Origin of the sequence: Olivibacter sitiensis DSM 17696, assembly GCF_000427965.1 — a bacterium.
GTDB lineage: Bacteria > Bacteroidota > Bacteroidia > Sphingobacteriales > Sphingobacteriaceae > Olivibacter > Olivibacter sitiensis.
Window position 1 is genome coordinate 19041 of sequence record NZ_ATZA01000040.1, and the last position, 16791, is coordinate 35831.

The 16791-nt window shown below is 45.2% G+C and carries 19 protein-coding genes; 12 read left to right on the forward strand and 7 right to left on the reverse strand.

Features of this window, described 5'->3' with window-relative positions; translation table 11 throughout:
* Positions 1-53 precede the first annotated feature (53 nt).
* Positions 54-1058 carry a thioredoxin-disulfide reductase gene (gene trxB / locus A37S_RS25105; protein WP_036602960.1) on the forward strand — a complete coding sequence of 335 codons (1005 nt, stop codon included), beginning with the start codon at positions 54-56 and terminating at the stop codon, positions 1056-1058.
* Positions 1059-1191: 133 nt separating this feature from the next.
* Here trxB and A37S_RS0117290 read toward each other — a convergent pair whose 3' ends face one another.
* Together A37S_RS0117290 and A37S_RS0117295 are read right to left on the reverse strand one after the other, a co-directional pair.
* Complete coding sequence (locus A37S_RS0117290) at positions 1192-1815, reverse strand: 7-carboxy-7-deazaguanine synthase QueE (RefSeq protein WP_028298082.1); 624 nt, start codon at positions 1813-1815, stop codon at positions 1192-1194.
* 91 nt (positions 1816-1906) lie between these two features.
* Positions 1907-3022, reverse strand: a complete 1116-nt coding sequence (locus A37S_RS0117295; protein WP_028298083.1) for an AI-2E family transporter — start codon at positions 3020-3022, stop codon at positions 1907-1909.
* Positions 3023-3427: 405 nt separating this feature from the next.
* Between A37S_RS0117295 and A37S_RS0117300 the strand changes: the two genes are divergently transcribed.
* Together A37S_RS0117300 and A37S_RS0117305 are read left to right on the forward strand one after the other, a co-directional pair.
* Entirely contained in the window at positions 3428-5215 is a 1788-nt protein-coding gene (locus tag A37S_RS0117300; RefSeq protein ID WP_245586417.1) for an alpha-L-fucosidase, read from the forward strand.
* 5 nt (positions 5216-5220) lie between these two features.
* The gene (locus A37S_RS0117305; protein WP_028298085.1) at positions 5221-5934 is read left to right on the forward strand and encodes an SIR2 family NAD-dependent protein deacylase; all 714 of its coding nucleotides are present in this window, start codon (positions 5221-5223) and stop codon (positions 5932-5934) included.
* Positions 5935-6118: 184 nt separating this feature from the next.
* Here A37S_RS0117305 and A37S_RS0117310 read toward each other — a convergent pair whose 3' ends face one another.
* Positions 6119-6367: a hypothetical protein gene (locus tag A37S_RS0117310; protein ID WP_028298086.1), complete on the reverse strand. Its 249-nt coding sequence runs from the start codon at positions 6365-6367 to the stop codon at positions 6119-6121.
* Positions 6368-6595: 228 nt separating this feature from the next.
* On the opposite strand from A37S_RS0117310, the gene A37S_RS0117315 reads away from it, so the two are divergent.
* The 7 genes from A37S_RS0117315 (at position 6596) to A37S_RS0117345 (ending at position 13472) form a co-directional block, all read left to right on the forward strand.
* Positions 6596-7093, forward strand: a complete 498-nt coding sequence (locus tag A37S_RS0117315; RefSeq protein WP_157278769.1) for a hypothetical protein — start codon at positions 6596-6598, stop codon at positions 7091-7093.
* A 4-nt stretch (positions 7094-7097) separates the two neighbouring features.
* Positions 7098-9224, forward strand: coding sequence for a VapE domain-containing protein (locus tag A37S_RS25110; RefSeq protein WP_084163954.1), 2127 nt, complete (start codon positions 7098-7100; stop codon positions 9222-9224).
* Between the two features lie 4 nt (positions 9225-9228).
* Positions 9229-9471, forward strand: coding sequence for a hypothetical protein (locus tag A37S_RS0117325; protein ID WP_028298088.1), 243 nt, complete (start codon positions 9229-9231; stop codon positions 9469-9471).
* On the forward strand, positions 9468-9692 hold the full coding sequence (locus A37S_RS0117330; RefSeq protein WP_028298089.1) for a hypothetical protein: 225 nt from the start codon (positions 9468-9470) through the stop codon (positions 9690-9692). Before A37S_RS0117325 ends, A37S_RS0117330 begins: the two co-directional genes overlap by 4 nt.
* A gap of 512 nt (positions 9693-10204) precedes the next feature.
* A complete protein-coding gene (locus A37S_RS0117335; protein WP_036602964.1) occupies positions 10205-11707 on the forward strand; it encodes a tyrosine-type recombinase/integrase in 1503 nt (500 codons plus the stop codon).
* Between the two features lie 104 nt (positions 11708-11811).
* Positions 11812-13101 carry a metal-dependent hydrolase gene (locus A37S_RS0117340; protein ID WP_028298091.1) on the forward strand — a complete coding sequence of 430 codons (1290 nt, stop codon included), beginning with the start codon at positions 11812-11814 and terminating at the stop codon, positions 13099-13101.
* Between the two features lie 41 nt (positions 13102-13142).
* Positions 13143-13472, forward strand: coding sequence for a hypothetical protein (locus A37S_RS0117345; RefSeq protein WP_028298092.1), 330 nt, complete (start codon positions 13143-13145; stop codon positions 13470-13472).
* A 440-nt stretch (positions 13473-13912) separates the two neighbouring features.
* Here the strand turns inward: A37S_RS0117345 and A37S_RS27185 are convergent, their stop codons facing one another.
* Positions 13913-14092 (reverse strand): hypothetical protein, encoded by a 180-nt coding sequence (locus tag A37S_RS27185; RefSeq protein WP_157278773.1) that lies wholly within the window; start codon positions 14090-14092, stop codon positions 13913-13915.
* A gap of 441 nt (positions 14093-14533) precedes the next feature.
* Here A37S_RS27185 and A37S_RS27190 point away from each other — a divergent pair, with 441 nt between their 5' ends.
* Both A37S_RS27190 and A37S_RS27195 read left to right on the forward strand, forming a co-directional pair.
* Complete coding sequence (locus A37S_RS27190) at positions 14534-14851, forward strand: hypothetical protein (protein ID WP_157278775.1); 318 nt, start codon at positions 14534-14536, stop codon at positions 14849-14851.
* Between the two features lie 27 nt (positions 14852-14878).
* Positions 14879-15046 carry a hypothetical protein gene (locus A37S_RS27195; RefSeq protein WP_157278777.1) on the forward strand — a complete coding sequence of 56 codons (168 nt, stop codon included), beginning with the start codon at positions 14879-14881 and terminating at the stop codon, positions 15044-15046.
* A 223-nt stretch (positions 15047-15269) separates the two neighbouring features.
* Here A37S_RS27195 and A37S_RS0117360 read toward each other — a convergent pair whose 3' ends face one another.
* The 3 genes from A37S_RS0117360 to kdsA form a co-directional block, all read right to left on the reverse strand.
* Entirely contained in the window at positions 15270-15554 is a 285-nt protein-coding gene (locus tag A37S_RS0117360) for a type II toxin-antitoxin system RelE family toxin (protein ID WP_028298094.1), read from the reverse strand.
* A 3-nt stretch (positions 15555-15557) separates the two neighbouring features.
* Positions 15558-15812: a hypothetical protein gene (locus A37S_RS0117365; protein ID WP_157278779.1), complete on the reverse strand. Its 255-nt coding sequence runs from the start codon at positions 15810-15812 to the stop codon at positions 15558-15560.
* A gap of 155 nt (positions 15813-15967) precedes the next feature.
* Positions 15968-16783, reverse strand: coding sequence for a 3-deoxy-8-phosphooctulonate synthase (kdsA, locus tag A37S_RS0117370; RefSeq protein ID WP_028298096.1), 816 nt, complete (start codon positions 16781-16783; stop codon positions 15968-15970).
* Between the last annotated feature and the right edge of the window lie 8 nt (positions 16784-16791).

Here is a 16791-nt window from a genome sequence, read left to right on the forward strand (position 1 = left end):
TGCACTATATTTTATGCTCACCTTTCGTACAGGGGAATAAACTAAATAGTATCATGGAAGAACAAGTTATAGAACATATCAAATGTCTTATCATAGGATCTGGACCCGCAGGTTATACAGCGGCTATTTATGCCGCACGTGCAGATCTCAAACCTGTAATGTACACTGGTTTTGTACCCGGTGGACAATTGACCCAAACCACGGATGTCGATAATTTCCCGGGCTATCCAGATGGTATCATGGGGCCTGTTATGATGGAAGATTTCAGAAAACAGGCTGAACGTTTCGGTACCGAAATCAGGTTTGGTTATGCCACTTCCGTTGATTTTACCGGCCCAAAGCACAGTGTTACCATAGATGAGGTCAAGCAGATAACGGCCGATACGGTGATTATTGCTACGGGCGCCACGGCAAAATGGCTGGGTTTGGAAAGTGAACAGAAATACAATGGGTTTGGTGTATCGGCTTGTGCCGTTTGCGATGGGTTTTTCTTCAAAGGACAAGACGTGGCTATAGTTGGGGCTGGCGATACCGCCGCTGAAGAAGCTACTTACTTGGCCAAATTGGCAAATAAAGTACATATGTTGGTAAGGCGTGATGAGTTTAGGGCATCCAAAGCCATGCAAAACAGGGTACTCAATACCCCTAATATCGTCATCCACTATAATACCGAAGCCTTAGAGGTGCTAGGAGACGACCAAGCTGTAAATGGCTTGCGCGTTGTAAACAACAAAACGAATGATGAAAGCACGTTGGACATCACTGGCTTTTTTGTAGCTATAGGGCACAAGCCCAATACGGAAATATTCCAAGGGTGGCTAGACCTAGACGACAATGGCTACATCATCACTAAAGCAGATTCCACTCAAACCAATATCAAGGGGATTTTTGCTGCGGGAGATGTCCAAGACCATATCTACCGTCAAGCCGTAACGGCAGCGGGGAGTGGCTGTATGGCAGCGCTGGAAGCAGAGCGTTATCTGGCAGCAAAAGAGGGGGATGAAACATTCATTGAAGAGGATCTATATATCGCTACTCCTAATAGGAGTAAGGTATAGGGTAGAAGGCGGCATGGTTCCAAAGGCATAGGATTTTAGTGTGTAAAGTTTTGTCATACATGAAAGATAAAACCCTATGCCTATTACATTCCTTATACCTCATAAACCTTATGCCTTATAACTTTTTACCCGTTTAAGGGATATTCAGATATTTATGCGTTTGTAGAGAGATTTCCCACTTGGGATTTTCCATGACGTAATCCACAATCAAAGGAGTCATTTCTTTGGCTCTAGACCATTCGGGCTGTAGGTAAAGCTTTACGTGCGGTGCCACCATGGCGGCATGGGTTTCCGCCCAGTCAAAATCACTTTTATTGAATACAATAACCTTCAGTTCGCCAGCAGCAGCCATAACGTCCGCTCTTGGAGCCTTAAACTTTTTGGGAGAAAGGCAAATCCAATCCCATGAACCACTCAAAGGGTAGGCGCCTGATGTTTCCATGAATGTCTTTATACCGGCTTGCTGCAATCCTTTCGTCAAATAGTCCAGGTTATAGATCAGCGGCTCACCGCCGGTGACTACTACCGTCTTGGAAGGGAATTGCTTGGCGTGTTCAATAATGGTGTCTGCGTGGGTGAGGGGATGAAGCGCAGCATCCCAGCTTTCTTTCACATCGCACCAATGGCAGCCTACGTCGCACCCCCCCAAACGGATGAAATAGGCCGCTTTGCCGGTATGATAGCCCTCACCTTGAATAGTGTAAAACTCTTCCATCAAAGGAAGTAAAGTGCCGTCTTCGGGGACTGATGTAGACATTGTATGCTTTGAAGTATTTTTAAAGCGCAAAGGTAATGTTTTTATGCCAATGTCTTGGTTTCATGATGTCATCCCTTGGTAAAGGCAGGGATTATTCGTCCTCGAGCCTCTGCTCGTCTTCCTGTACCTGTTGGACGGCCGACTTATTATGTTTGTCAATATCGTCTTCGCCTATCAACATACCCCAAGGCTTTAGCTCGTCCACTCGATCAAAAATCACCTTAAATATAGCGATAACAGGCAAGGATAGGAACATACCCATAATGCCCCATAGCATTTCTCCTAATACCAATCCCACTAAGGCGATTAAGGTATTGATCTGTACCTTAGACCCGACGATCTTGGGCATAATATAATTTCCATCTATGGCATGGATGACTATATAAGCCAATAATACAAAAAACAAATGTCCGGTACTGGCAGTGGCGAAGGTGATGAGCATGGCCAGTAGGGCAGCGGTAATGATGCCTATATAAGGTATGACGTTGAACACACCCGTGATGAGGCTAAGTAATAGGGCGTATTTCACACCGATAATACTGAATGCAATGAACGTGAGGGTACTGACGATGATCATTTGCAATAGCAGGCCCAAGATATAACGCTTTACAATATATTCCACTTGATTCACGATGGCATATACGGTCACACTATGCTGCTCGGGGAACAGGGAGACGATGAACCTGAGCAAAAGCCGACGATGCAAGAGGATGAAAAAGGTGAATAAAAAAGTAAACATCAAAAACAATAATAGGGAGGACAGGGACAATAAAGTGTGGCTCAATATCGTAGTTCCCGTATTAATGGATTTGCTTGCCGCATCTGTCAAATACTCTATTTGTGCTTGATTGGTGACATGAAAGGTGTTTGAAATCCATTCTTGCAAGTGCCTGCTGGAATAGATGACCTGATCCTTAAAAGCGGGCCAATCTTCAGAGAGATTGGTCATTTGGCTGCCTATGGCGTAACCAATCAGCACAATGCAGACCACCAATGTAATCAAGGATAAAAAGGAGGAGAAAGCACGAGGAATTTTACATTTGCGCTCCAGGAAATTTGAAAGGGGCAACAATACCATTGAGCACAAAAAAGCAAAAATGAATGGAGCCAAAATTGTCCTCCCTAAAATAGCGAGATAGCCCAAGGAAATGATGCTGACCAACACGCATGCCAGCTTGATATAAAATGGATATTTCTTGTTAACCATAGGAGATGTATTTACCAGTTAATTGAGATAAAAACAATGCATGCAGAAAATAGTTAATCAAAGCTATCGATATTTTCATTAACCATTATTTTGCACAATTGTGTAACGCAAAAAACGAAATATTTTTCTTATTTTCATCCGAATAATTATTTATTTACGAGTGCAAGTATTCAATGGTATAAATGAGCTCGTTACACTCGGTTTGTTTTTTTAATGGTGATGAAGCTTGCATGAGCTGTTTTTTGAGGACAGGCCCAGATAGATTTTACCTCTACAAATGAAAATAACTTGATGCCTATGCGTACTTTAATGTGTGTTTCCAATGCTATGAAGTTTTATGTACTGTGTTGTTTGTTTTGCTTCTTGTTCTTGCCAACTGTAAGGGCACAGGACAATAAAGCTGGAATGATACACGAAGAAAGAAAAATGGAATGGTTTCGAGATGCTAAATTTGGTGTTTTCGTGCACTGGGGGATATATTCGGTCAGGGGTATATCGGAATCTTGGTCATTTTATAACAACTATATCAATCACGAAAACTACATGTCCCAACTGAACGGTTTCACAGCCTCAGCTTATGACGCCACGCAGTGGGCTGCCTTAATTGAAGCTAGCGGAGCAAAGTACAGTGTCATTACCAGCAAACACCATGACGGTGTGTCTCTTTGGCCTAGCAGTGCACCTAGGGCCATTACTGCAGTGAAAGATGCTGCTGCGAAAAGTGATTTGCTGAGCCCCTTTGTAAAGGCCTTGAGAGAAAAGGAACTCAAAGTGGGGATTTATTATTCATTGCCGGACTGGAGTCATCCAGATTATGATGTTTTCACCAGATATCGCAAGAGATACGAGCTAAAAGACGATGCCACTCGATGGAACAGGTTTATTCGCTATCAACAACAACAGCTTCGAGAACTCGGTGCAGCCTACCACCCGGATCTCATGTGGTTTGATGGTGATTGGGAGCATAGTGACGCAGAATGGCGTGCTCCTGTCATTGCATCCATCTTAAGGGAAGAAAATCCGGATATTGTGATTAATTCTAGATTGGGGAGTTACGGAGACTATGATACTCCCGAGCAGGGTGTACCTATAGTAAGACCTCAAGCATCCTATTGGGAACTTTGTTATACCATAAACGACTCGTGGGGCTATCAGCCTTTTGACAGGAAATATAAGTCAGCCAATATGTTGATCAGGACATTGGTCGACTGTATCGCTATGGGGGGAAACTTGCTGTTGGATATAGGACCTAAGGCAGATGGTAGCATTCCCCAGGAACAGGTGGATGTTCTCAAGGCAATAGGAAAATGGACTAAGAAACACCAACATGCTATCTATGGTACGAGGGCAGGTTTGGAGGGACTCGATTTTAATGGTAGGAATGCACTGAGCAAAGACGGCAAAACCTTATACCTGTATTGGGAGAAACACGGTGTGAAAAATATGGCTATTCGCGGGCTGGCTTCCAGGGTTCTGGAGGCATACGTCGTTTCTGAATCCAACAGGCCAATAGCATTTAAACAAGAAGGTGGCAGGCTATTATTGGAATTGCCAGAACATGATGAAGACGAAGATGTAACGGTAGTGGCCCTGCAACTGGAAGAAGCGGCACGCACGGTTGCGGCAGATGCTATGGGGCAGTGGCCTGACGAACCAATTGAAAGCATTGCTAGTGAAGAACGTGCGAACCTGCAGATAGATGAGCTCATTTACCGACTTAACGGCGGTAACAACTTGTTGGATCAATCTGGATTGACCATCGATGGGCTTGATTTTAACATAAGCCAGATCTCGGGCATAAGTGAAAATAGCCGTTTTTTTGAATGGATAAAAAAACATGCCGAGGCATTGTACAAAACAGGGAGGGCCTTGCCGAAGGGACATTACAATGGCTATAGTGCTCTTTCGGCAGATAAAATGACCTTGTTTCTTTTTGTGGAAGGCATGCCAACGGGCCCAATAGCTCTGAAAGGTCTGAAGAATACCGTGCAACGCGTGCGAATAGTGGGAGAGGGCAGTATGATAGACTATGGCTTGTATAATAAACTGTACTGGAGCAATGTTCCGGGATTGGTGTACATCGATATTCCTAAGGATAGACTGGACAACAGTATGACCGTAATAGCCATCTTATTGGATAAGCCCTTGGAATTGTATAGGGAATCTATCCAAGTAATTGACGATAACAAGTAAGGCATATGCAAACCGGACGTTCGAAAAAGATTGTTGTATTGACAGGAGCGGGGATATCCGCTGAGAGCGGATTGCAAACTTTCCGTGGAGCCGATGGCTTATGGGAGGGCTATCATGTGGAGGACGTTGCTACGCCTGGAGCATGGCAGAGGAATCCTGAATTGGTACAACGGTTTTACAATATAAGACGAAAAGATGTATTGGCTGCCATGCCGAATGCGGCACATCAAGCGCTGGTCGAACTAGAAGATGCTTACGATGTGCGTATCATTACACAAAATATAGACGACCTTCATGAAAGGGCTGGATCCAAAAACATCCTTCATCTGCACGGACTCATCACAAAAGCGCAATCGAGTGTCGATCCAAATTTGACGTATGATATAGCAGGCTCCGAAATCTCGATGGGGGAGACCTGTAGCAAGGGCTCACAATTGCGCCCTCACGTAGTTTGGTTCGGAGAGCAGGTACCTATGATGATACCTGCCTTACAGCTATGCCAAACTGCAGATATTTTCATTGTCGTGGGAACATCCTTACAGGTATATCCGGCGGCAAGCCTGTTGGATTATGTACCTGAAGGAATACCCAAATACCTGATAGATCCAAATGCAGACGAAATAGCGAAAGGACATAACGATTTCCGGCTGATAAACGATTTGGCTAGCATTGGAGTAGCTGTATTGGCTAAAAAACTGCTAAATGATGCCCAAATATAATTTTGTTTGTATTTTTAATAATTTAAAAATCAATTATTTATAATTGATTTGCTTACGTATTCGTTCATATGTATAACTGTGATATCATTAATTAAGCCGTACTAGACAGAATATTATTTTGTTTTAAAATTTAATAATCTGTAAATAAAGATATTGTGTAGTTTTTTATAAACAAATAATACAGCTACAATTCATTTCGTTGATAAGCGCTTTTAAAGTCTACACGCATTTCACTGAATCGTTTATTTACGCTATTTAGGAATTCTTCGTCCAATAATTGGAACAGATCGTTTATACCATCTAGTAAATCAATTTCCGCTATTTTGTATACTTGCTCTAATGTACCTTGTTCAATTTTGACAATGAACTTTTGATTCATGGAGAAAATGGAAATCTTAAAGTCTGGATGTGGCAGCTCTGCAATAGATCTCATGAATTATATGGTTTGTGAATATCATTTAAAGTAGGGAGTGGCTAGGAAATTTCAACTTAACATAATATAAATTATAACACAAAATACCCTAGGATATTTTATATGCGTTTCGTATGCGCATTTTTCGCCTTTTCCATTTGTACAATATTTTTTACTAAAGTTAGTGCGCAAGATACAAAAATCATTCTCAACAACTATATCAAATTCCGTACTCGACAATTAGATACTTTGTACAATTATCTTGTACAATCCCGAAAATCCGACTGGCTCGCAAAAATCCCATCGCCCACATATTCCACACGCACGGGTTTCGGGCTTTCGTTCAGCCTGCAGTCCATCGCCAGCTACCGCCAAACAAAGCAGCGCAACCAAATCGAGCTAGAGCGCCTAAAGTTCCAGATGCAATCAGAACTCGACAAAGAAATCCAACAGCTGGAAATCCAGATAGACCAACTATTTGCCGATGCAGACAAACTCAAAATCGCCATTAAAAACTTCGAAACCTACGAAAACCAAATACACGACATCGAGCAAGGAAAATACCAAAACAACCAGTCCACGCTCAAGGAATGGCTCACGTACAAAAAATCTTATGAAGAAAGAAAAAACAACCTACAGGCCGAACGCACCGCCATCATCAACAAATTATCGGCTATGGCCACAAAAACAAAAAGCCCCGAAGAGTTTCAGGGCTTAATTAAAATCTTTACAAACCTCACATTCTAAAGACATGGACAAAAGTACAGTTTTAAATTCAGTCTCCGAAAGAGAAATATTTTTCAAATTTCTGCAAATCACACATTTGCCAAAGGGAAACATTTCCAGCCCCTTTTCATCCGACAGCAATCCATCCTTCAGGCTCTACCAAAACAACACATTCAAGTGTTTCAGCACGGGAAAGCAAGGAGACGTTTGGCAGTTCGTGGCAGACCTAAAGGGAATAGACTGCAAGACCGAATTCCACAAGGTACTCGAAGCTATAGCACAGGAATTTGGAATCAGTACCCACAAGCATTTCAGCTACACGGCCAAAGCCTGGACCAACGAACATTACGCCTACTGGATGCAAGGAAACTGGAACGTCACAGAGGACGTCCTGGAATATTTCAACGTTAAGCCGTTGGACAAATTCGAGTACTGGAATAGCAAAAAACAAGAAATCACCAAGATAAAGCTGTTCAAGAACGTACTCGGATTTATCTACGAGGTCAACGGAAACGCAGAAATTTACATTCCAAACCAGCCCGAAAAGAAAGCAAAGAAGTTTTTCTACAACAACCTCTCCCCTGCCGATATTTTCGGCCTGCACATGCTGCTGGCAGACAAGCACGAGTTTATCATCATTGCAGCGGGCAAAAAAGATTGCCTTATATTGAACGCAAACGGCTTTCCAGCCGTTTCCTTCCGTTCAGAAAACCACTTCGTCACAGAAGCGCAAATAGCGCAATTGCGACAAAAGACAGACCATCTAATTATCTGCTACGACAACGACGCCCCTGGCAAGGAAGCCCAATCCAAGATTGCAGCAGAGTACAACCTATTGCAAATCCATCTTGCGGGCAATCAGATTAACGACATCGCCGATTATTTCCAGGCCCACACCAAGGAAAATTTCAGGGAACTCGTAGAAGAATCCCTCGCAGGGGCGCAAGATTTTGCGCCCGAAACGCAAACCATCTTCCACGTCACCGAATCGTACCTATCAAAACGCTACAAGTTCCGTTACAACAATATCGCACTCGCTATCGAATATTGCCGCAAAGGCTCCACCGCATGGCAGCCGCTCAACGAAAATTCGCTTTTCATCGAGCTGCAAAAGAACAACGTCAAGGTCTCCATCAACAACCTGTTGGCCATTCTCAAATCCGATTTCGTACCCGAGTACAATCCCATTCAGGACTACTTTGCGCACCTGCCCAAATGGGACGGCATCGAGATTATAGAAAAACTCGCCTACTACGTACAGGCCAAAGACCCCATCACCTTTGCCTACCATTTCAAGAAATGGCTCGTGCGCACCGTCAAGTGTGCCCTCATTCCAGACTATTTCAATAAGCAAGCTTTCGTACTCGTTCACAAGGGACAGAACAGCGGCAAGTCCACGTTTTGCCGCTTTCTTTGCCCGCCCACCCTCGCAGACTACATAGCAGAGGACATCAGCAACGACAAGGACGCACGTGTACTCTTATGCAAGAATTTCCTAATAAACCTCGACGAGCTGGCCGTGCTTTCTCGGAAAGAAATCAACTCCCTCAAATCCTATTTCTCCAAGACAACCGTAAACGAACGCTTGCCATACGACAGGAAAAACACCATCCTGCCAAGGGTATGCAGCTTCATCGGCAGCACCAATATGGACACATTTCTAGCGGACGAAACGGGAAGCGTCCGCTGGCTATGCTTCGAGATAACGGGCATCAATTGGGCCTACAAGACCGACATCAACATAGACAAGGTTTGGGCGCAAGCCCTGCACCTTGCGCAAAACGGATTTGATTGCGAAATGTCCCTTTCCGACATCGCAGACAACGAACGCCGCAACCAGCAATACCAAATACTCTCAACAGAGCAGGAACTCATAAACAAGTATTTCAAGCCCACTATCGAGACCAATCCGCAAGCCGATTTCCTTACCAGTACAGAGATTATGCTGCACCTGCAACCGCTGGGCATCAACCTCAACAAGATACAGATAGGCAAGGCACTCTCCGCCCTGGGCTACGAGCGCATCAAGCACAAGGAAAAACAAGTCTACGGCTATTTCTGCATCGTCTCCGAGCTCTACCCCATATCAGGCAGCACGGGCGTATCGCATACGCCCCAAAAGTCCCCATTGTCACACCCTCAAATCTTTTAGTACCATGAAAGAAAACTTCACCATCACCATCGAGGTCACCGCCCAGGGCGGTTACTACCACATCACCACAACAATGCAAGGCGGCATGCCCGCCGTGGCCGTACTGGACATACTGGCCAGTTCAGCAGACAACCTCAAAAAAGCCATTCAGCACAAAGCAGCCTACTACACCGAATACTACAGGCTATCAAACCAAGAAACCGCCGAAATGATAAAATCCATCAACATCAAAGAACTAGTGCCATGAAAATCAAAATCAACATGTACATCACCAGCACATTGCCATACGATATCATCCGCTACAGGCGCATAGAAAAGATAATAGACCAGCATGGCCGTGAAGTCACCGAAATAGACGTAGGGGCGACCCTTGCGGTCGACCATGGCGCACAATGCCAGCCCATCGTCATCATTGCAGACGGCCTATATCTTACCCTGTCACAGTGCCACGTTTTGCCCGTTTGGTAGGGCCGCACCTTGAGTGCGCCCCTATCCCGTTTTCATTTGAACAGAAAAATAAAAAACAAGTTACCTATCTTACCTAAAGCCACTTAACAGGTTGATAATAAGCTAGGTAACTTTAGGTAAGATGAACCAAATCAAGTTACCTATCTTACCTAAAACCGCCAAAATGGCTTCGCAACAAATTGATTTTCAATTTGTTAACCTTAGGTAAGATAACCTTATTTAGAATCATTCTTAGGTAACTTAGGTAAGTTCAGGTAACTTTAGGTAAGATGAATTTTTAATTTTAATTATTTGATTATGAACACTTTAAAACGCTTAGGTAACTTAGGTAAGATGATTTCGAAGTTTTTGACTTTTTACAGCGTACGGGCGAACCCTTGCGGACGCCCAATCTTGCCATATGCCCTTAAAACAAACTTTATGATTTTAAAATGACAAAAGTACGGGCGCACCTACGTGTGCGCCCATCAGGTAAGGGCGCATCCCGCATGCGCCCATAAAAGCACAAGATTATGCCCGAAATTCACTACCTCTCCAAATCTGAAGCCGATTTGCTCCTCCGTTCAGCAAAGAACTACAAGCAAAAATGCCTCATACTGCTCATGCTCGATGCAGGCCTTCGTGTATCAGAAGCATGCAGCCTACGGCTGCAAAACTTCGACTTCAAGCACAATATCATCAATGTCCACTCACTCAAGAAAAGAGACAAAACAACCATACGCACCGTACCCATGTCCGATAGGTTGTACCAGGCCATAGCAAACTACCTCCCCACGCTCAAGACCACGCAGCCCGATGCCTTTCTATTCCCATCGCATTCCGCCGATGGACACATCGGCCGCAAACGGGTGTGGCGCATACTCGCAACCAAAAAAATTGCCCTTGGCATTCCCCAGCTGCACCCACACGCCTTGCGGCATACATTCGCCACCCACCACCTCAACGAGGGAACCAAGTTGGAAGAAATCAAGACCATGCTAGGCCATTCCAGTTACGATACCACCTTGATATACGCATCCATCCCTACCGACAAGCTAAAAGAGCGTGTCAATCTCGTTACCAGCGGAAAAAGAAACTGGCTGCAAAGATTACTCGACAAAATCCGAACCCCAGCCCGCAAAATCATCAACCTAGATTTTGCGCGTGAAAGCGCCACTTTCGGACGCAATGCCGAAATCCGCCAACTCAACGAAAACGTATCCAAGAACATCAACACCATCGTTATTGCACCCACGGGGCTGGGCAAATCACATCTCCTAAAACAAATACAGACCCAAAAGAAAATGCTCAAGATAGATGACACCGAAAACTTCAAGGGCTCACTGGCCAACATCCTTTTGCTCCTCCACGAGAACGACAAAAACGCCGTCCTAGCGCTCATTTGGAAAGAATTCAGCAAAGACCAGATAGCAACCAAAGTCCAAAGGGAAACAGCCCTCAACCTTTGCGAACTCATAAAACAAGCCGTAGAGCCAAAGGAATACGTCTTAATGATTGATGACATCACACGCATCACCCCCAGCGGCAAAAAAGTCCTCGACAGGCTCAAAGATACATTCGTCATCGTCACCTCCGCCCGAGAAATCAAGGCCAGCGATACCGCCTTTCTTTGGAACTTCGAGGTCATGAAGCTAAAACCCCTGGACAGGGAAAACGCCATGCGCCTCATACACCACCACGCCACGGGCATGGAAGTCGAAAACCCCGAACTGTTCCGAAACCATATCTATGACCAGACTGGCGGAAACCCTCGTGCCATAACAGAAATGATAGAGCGGTACAGGGCAGAGCCGTTCCTCACCAACGAAGCCGTGCTAAAGCACCGCCACGTAGGTGCATTGCAGGAAATAGACATGTCATTTGCCCTCGTATTGCTCATAGCCATCATGACCGCCATGCGCTACCTCGCACGGGACCTGGAAAACCCAAACTTGCGCCTCATCGGTGCCATCGGTATGATACTATTGATTATATCACGGCCAATATTCCGTGGCCTCAAACGTAAAAACCTGTAGGGGCGCATCTTGCATGCGCCCGTCCTGTAAGGGCTTGCATGCGCCCATCAATCGCATACGTACGGGCGCGCCCTTGCGGTCGCCCGCTTAAAAACAAAATCAACATGACAACACCAAATCACCTCGCTGGCGGACTAGTTTTCACAGGCATTTGCGCCTCGCTTTGGAATGTTAATGTTTTCCAAGCACCCGCCTATCTAGTCATTACGGCCGTAGCTTCGCTACTGCCAGACATCGACCACACACGCTCCATCATCGGCAAGCTCTGCTATCCCATCGCTCGCATGATAGCCAAGAAATACAGCCATCGCACCATCACGCACTCGCTACTGTTTTTGCTCGCCTCCACGCTCGCCTTTCACCTTGCAAACCGCTATTTCATCCATCTGCCATCAGCCACCCTTATTTTCTTTTTTTCTGTCCTTTCCCATTTCATACTCGACATGGTGACAATCCAGGGCATCCCATTTTTCTATCCGTTCATCAAAAATCCTTGCGTCATCCCAGCCAAGCCCGAGTACCGTTTCAAGGCAACCGACATCAAGGCAGAGGGAATCGCCTTTTTCGTTTTCACCCTCATGCTCTTCACCTTTCAGGACTTGTTCGCAAACGGCTTTTGGATGCAGCTAAACAACGCTTTCAGCGACCTCAAGCACGTAGCCGCAGAGTTCAGGAACAACCAAAATTTTATCCAACTCGAATATGATTATAGCCACTTTCAGGAGCGCAACCAAGGCACCGCCATTGTCGTAACCGCCAGCGACAAAAACGCCGTCCTTTATCAGGACGGCACTTTTATCAGCCTCGCCACGGACGTGGATGGCATCACCATTCACGACTTCAAGGTCAGCAAAACCCAAATCCCTAAAGAAACGCAAATCGTCAATTTCGAAAATATTAAAATCGATAGTTTAAACTCCATCTTGAATGGCCATTTCATCACCAATGCCGTCATTTTCGCCAGCGAAAACGCCACGGCCATCATAGACGGCAAGCCCTCCGCAAACACCTATTTCAGTTTTCAGAACCAATATGGCATCATCTTTCAGGAAACCGACAAACAGGCCACAAGGCCGAACCAGCTCGAAATTTTGCGACTACAGCGGGAAATAGAAATAGAGGAAAACCAAATACAACAGGAAAATAAAAAATATGAGAACATGAAAACAGAACTCCAAAACCTGCAACAAAACCTCAAAAACGCAAAAAATCCCTACCAAGAAGACCACTTGCGCAACCAAATCATCAACCTCGCAAAACAGCTAGACAGCTACAGACCAAAATCAAACACCCAATTGCTCAAGCAAAAAGAAAAACTCGCCCAGCTCTCAAAGCCAACGGTACCAAACCCGACACACTACACAGGCCAAATCACTTTTTTGATAATCCAATAAGTACGGGCGACACTTGCGGTCGCCCATTTATAAGCACCATCATGAAAAAAACAATCATCCCCATCACCGCCATGCTCTTTCTCGCTTGCGAGAAAAGCAACTTCGACCCCGAAAAACTACACGACTTCCAAGTACACACAAACGTCTGTCATTTAGATATTTCCATCTACCAACCCCCCAACGTCCCAAACGTCCCTGCCACGTTTATCACACGCCGCCGATTCGATTGCGACCAAGAAAAATTCGCCCTGCTAAGGCTCAAAGCGGGTAATTACAAAATAGTGGCCACAACGCCCGACGGCAAGGAAATCTCAACCGATTTTGAGGTCAAACCACGTGGGTACGACAGCATTTATCTTGATTTTTTCTGATTTGGGCGCACCCCTACGGGTCGGGCTGATGGCCATGTGCCGCCAATAGCATTTTTGCCCCTTTCCCCGCTTCGCAAAAAATGCCATTGGCGGCACTCGCACATGGCAAAGCCTGTCATCCATTCCGCTACGCTCCATTTCTGCAAGGCCTTGCCATCGTCCCAACGCTCAAATCGCCCTCACTTCATACCCCCACAAAGCAGGGGCAATCAGTTCGGGCGGTGTAGCTATTGGCGTGGGCCATTGGCGTACTTCGCACCCTGACGGGATGCGTAACCTGTCAAACGGCCTTTCAACCGTGCTAAGCAGCTATGAACGCGAACCACATCCCATCCTTAAACATAATGTGCTATTATAAAACTGGTCTGCAACTATCAACGTCGGTGCTCCTACCCTATCCTGCAACTATCAACGCATCCCCGCCAGTTGTTATAATCACATTATGTTAAGTTGGGCTTGGCATCTATTCGGCCTCCGCTCCCGAAAGGCCATCGCTCGGGCTTATGCAGGCCTTGAGCCATCCCAGCGGCTGGCTTCGCCCATTTGTGCGCATCTCCCTCCGGTCGGTCAGGCGCTGGCCTGCGGCAGCTCGGCATTTTGCTCCCGCTTGCCGCTGTCACGGTCTTTGCCTTGCTCCGCTACGCTCCGCCGCAAAAGACCCCGCCAGCAACCCGCCGCACCGTGTGCGCATCTCCCTCCGGTCGGTCAGGGCGCACGGCCTGCGGCAGCACGGCTTTTTGATAAGCTTTCCCCACGCTCGTTTGCGGCTTGCGTCGCTCCGCGCACGCAGGTGCAGCGGGGCTTTCAGAATTATCACGTTTGCCTTTAGGGTGTCGCTTCCCAGCGGCAAGCGCCAGTCGGTCACCGCTGCCACAACCACCAACGGCGGTGACGGTCGTCTGCTGCCACAGTCGGTCAGGGCGTACCTATGTGTGCGCCCACTGTAAGGGCGCATCTCGCATGCGCCCAAAAAAAACAAAAAAACACTTGCAAAAATCCAAAATTATTAGTATTTTTAATAAAATAAACAATTGAAAATCAGTATTTTAAAACTTAAAATCATGGCCTACAACTGGAAATTTTCCCGCAAAAACAAGCAGCTTGAAATTGCGGAGTTTACGAAAATTCAAAAGGATTTGGCAAGCCTCTCCCCTGCCTCGCAACCAAAATTCAAGGTCGGGGAAAACGTGCGCATCGAAGCCCATTTTACCGGCCTTAGCCAGTCCATCCGTGCATCCGTCACCCAGTGCTATTTCAATAAAAGGTACGAATGTTACGTGTATTCTCTGCACACGTGCAACCTCGACTATTTCCGTATTTTCGGCCAGTTCACCCTCACGCTCCTGGAGCACGAGATTTCAAAATATCAATTTAATTAAATTGTTTAATTTTAAAGAAATATTGATATGTTTACCCGTAACGAACTATTCCTTTTGCATTCGGCCGTTGAAGAACAGATTTACAGCCTACGGAACCGCTTTGAGGAAGAAAAGGGCTACATCCATCCAGCCACAAAATACGAGCCCTTGCTAGAAAAAATCGAGGCCATACTCGACACCGATGATGACGGTTAGCACCGTTCGGAATTTTCGGAATTCCGAAAATTCCGAACGGAAATAGGTAAAATTCCGTTCAGAAATTCCGATTGCGACATTTGTCGCTTTTGCAAGCGACAAAAATGATGACAAAACCACAATTTTGTCACCCCCCCACACCCCCCCGCTGTAAGAAAATTTCCGCACAAAAAGGCCGATGCACATTGCACATCGGCCTTTTATTCATAATCTTTACCCCTAGTTACGGGAAGTTCCTGTAAATATCCTTACGGTGCAAAAACCTTGCTAAAGCAATTATGCGTTCTCCCTCAATTTCTTCCACAAAAAATCCCAGTCTCCAATCGCCTTGCTTATACCTGTACGTGCCCGCATGTCCAACCATATCCGTAATCTTTGGGTGAGCACGCAATTGCTCCTCGCTTTCGACAGCTAGCAATTCATTTTCGATTCCTTGTGCTATTTTCTTAAAGTTGGGCGTTAGCTTCTTTATGTCCTTTACGTATGAACTGTAATAGATTACCTGCATTGGTTAGTTGTAGAGGTTTTTCTCTTTGTCCCTAGCTATCAACGTGCTTTCCCTCTTGGAAGTTTGCATCAGTTCAAAAAAAGCTTTGTCCTCAATATGCTCGACGTTGATTATATCAAAAAGCTTTTCCATTTCTTCCACGGTAAATCCAGCATTCTTTCTTTTGTGATAGAATGTCATTCTAGGCATGTCCAGTTTTTGAGCCAAGAACTCAACCTTGTAACCCGATTGCTTGATGAAGAAATTTATATTTTTCAAAAGCTTTTTATAATCTTCAATAATGTACAACATAATTAAACATTTTTTATATATTTGCTACTGCAATTACGTTCAAATATACGATATGTTTTTGATTTTTCATAATATAAATTATAAGATATATTATGGGTTTCTGAAATGAGCCAGTTCCGCCATTACAAAATCGCCTCTCGAATTCGGGTAAGTTTCACCAGCAGCGTTTCCAGCAAATCTAGGTGCAGCATATTAGCGCCATCAGATTTGGCATTTGTCGGATCTGGATGTGTCTCTATAAACAAACCGTCCGCGCCCGTAGCGATGGCAGCTTTTGCAATGGTTTCTATTAAAGCGGGTTTTCCTCCTGTGACGCCCGAGCTTTGATTGGGCTGCTGCAGTGAATGTGTACAATCCATTATGACGGGAACACCAAATTGTTTCATTTCTGGGATATTGCGGAAATCGACTATCAAATCTTGGTAACCAAAAGTATTGCCACGATCGGTCAACATAACCAATGAATTGCTGGAGCCAAGTACTTTATCTACGGCGAACTTCATGGATTGTCCAGATAAAAATTGACCTTTTTTTATATTGACGGCCTTTCCCGTTTGAGCAGCCGCAATCAACAGATCTGTCTGCCGGCATAGAAATGCCGGAATCTGAAGAACGTCTACGTAGGCTGCCGCCATCTGTGCATCGGCACTTTCATGTATATCGGTTACGGTTGGAACGTCGAATTCCCTTCCAACTTTCTCTAGTATTTTTAAGGCTTTCTCGTCTCCAATTCCAGTGAAGCTGTCCAGTTTGGAACGGTTTGCTTTACGGAAAGACCCTTTGAAAATATACGGAATATTCAATTTATCCGTAATAATTTTTATTTTTTCAGCGATCCTGAGCGCTATTTCTTCTCCTTCTATCGCACATGGCCCCGCCATGAGGAAAAATTGCGTGGACCCAGCATGGCCAATGCCGGGCAATTGATCTATATGCATTTTAGATT

Bases quoted from the DNA above. Each gene is read 5' to 3' on its own strand.
- trxB (WP_036602960.1), top strand. From the start codon at position 54: ATGGAAGAACAAGTTATAGAACATATCAAATGTCTTATCATAGGATCT.
- A37S_RS0117290 (WP_028298082.1), bottom strand. From the start codon at position 1,815: ATGTCTACATCAGTCCCCGAAGACGGCACTTTACTTCCTTTGATGGAA.
- A37S_RS0117295 (WP_028298083.1), bottom strand. From the start codon at position 3,022: ATGGTTAACAAGAAATATCCATTTTATATCAAGCTGGCATGCGTGTTG.
- A37S_RS0117300 (WP_245586417.1), top strand. From the start codon at position 3,428: ATGATACACGAAGAAAGAAAAATGGAATGGTTTCGAGATGCTAAATTT.
- A37S_RS0117305 (WP_028298085.1), top strand. From the start codon at position 5,221: ATGCAAACCGGACGTTCGAAAAAGATTGTTGTATTGACAGGAGCGGGG.
- A37S_RS0117310 (WP_028298086.1), bottom strand. From the start codon at position 6,367: ATGAGATCTATTGCAGAGCTGCCACATCCAGACTTTAAGATTTCCATT.
- A37S_RS25110 (WP_084163954.1), top strand. From the start codon at position 7,098: ATGGACAAAAGTACAGTTTTAAATTCAGTCTCCGAAAGAGAAATATTT.
- A37S_RS0117325 (WP_028298088.1), top strand. From the start codon at position 9,229: ATGAAAGAAAACTTCACCATCACCATCGAGGTCACCGCCCAGGGCGGT.
- A37S_RS0117330 (WP_028298089.1), top strand. From the start codon at position 9,468: ATGAAAATCAAAATCAACATGTACATCACCAGCACATTGCCATACGAT.
- A37S_RS0117335 (WP_036602964.1), top strand. From the start codon at position 10,205: ATGCCCGAAATTCACTACCTCTCCAAATCTGAAGCCGATTTGCTCCTC.
- A37S_RS0117340 (WP_028298091.1), top strand. From the start codon at position 11,812: ATGACAACACCAAATCACCTCGCTGGCGGACTAGTTTTCACAGGCATT.
- A37S_RS0117345 (WP_028298092.1), top strand. From the start codon at position 13,143: ATGAAAAAAACAATCATCCCCATCACCGCCATGCTCTTTCTCGCTTGC.
- A37S_RS27190 (WP_157278775.1), top strand. From the start codon at position 14,534: ATGGCCTACAACTGGAAATTTTCCCGCAAAAACAAGCAGCTTGAAATT.
- A37S_RS27195 (WP_157278777.1), top strand. From the start codon at position 14,879: ATGTTTACCCGTAACGAACTATTCCTTTTGCATTCGGCCGTTGAAGAA.
- A37S_RS0117360 (WP_028298094.1), bottom strand. From the start codon at position 15,554: ATGCAGGTAATCTATTACAGTTCATACGTAAAGGACATAAAGAAGCTA.
- kdsA (WP_028298096.1), bottom strand. From the start codon at position 16,783: ATGCATATAGATCAATTGCCCGGCATTGGCCATGCTGGGTCCACGCAA.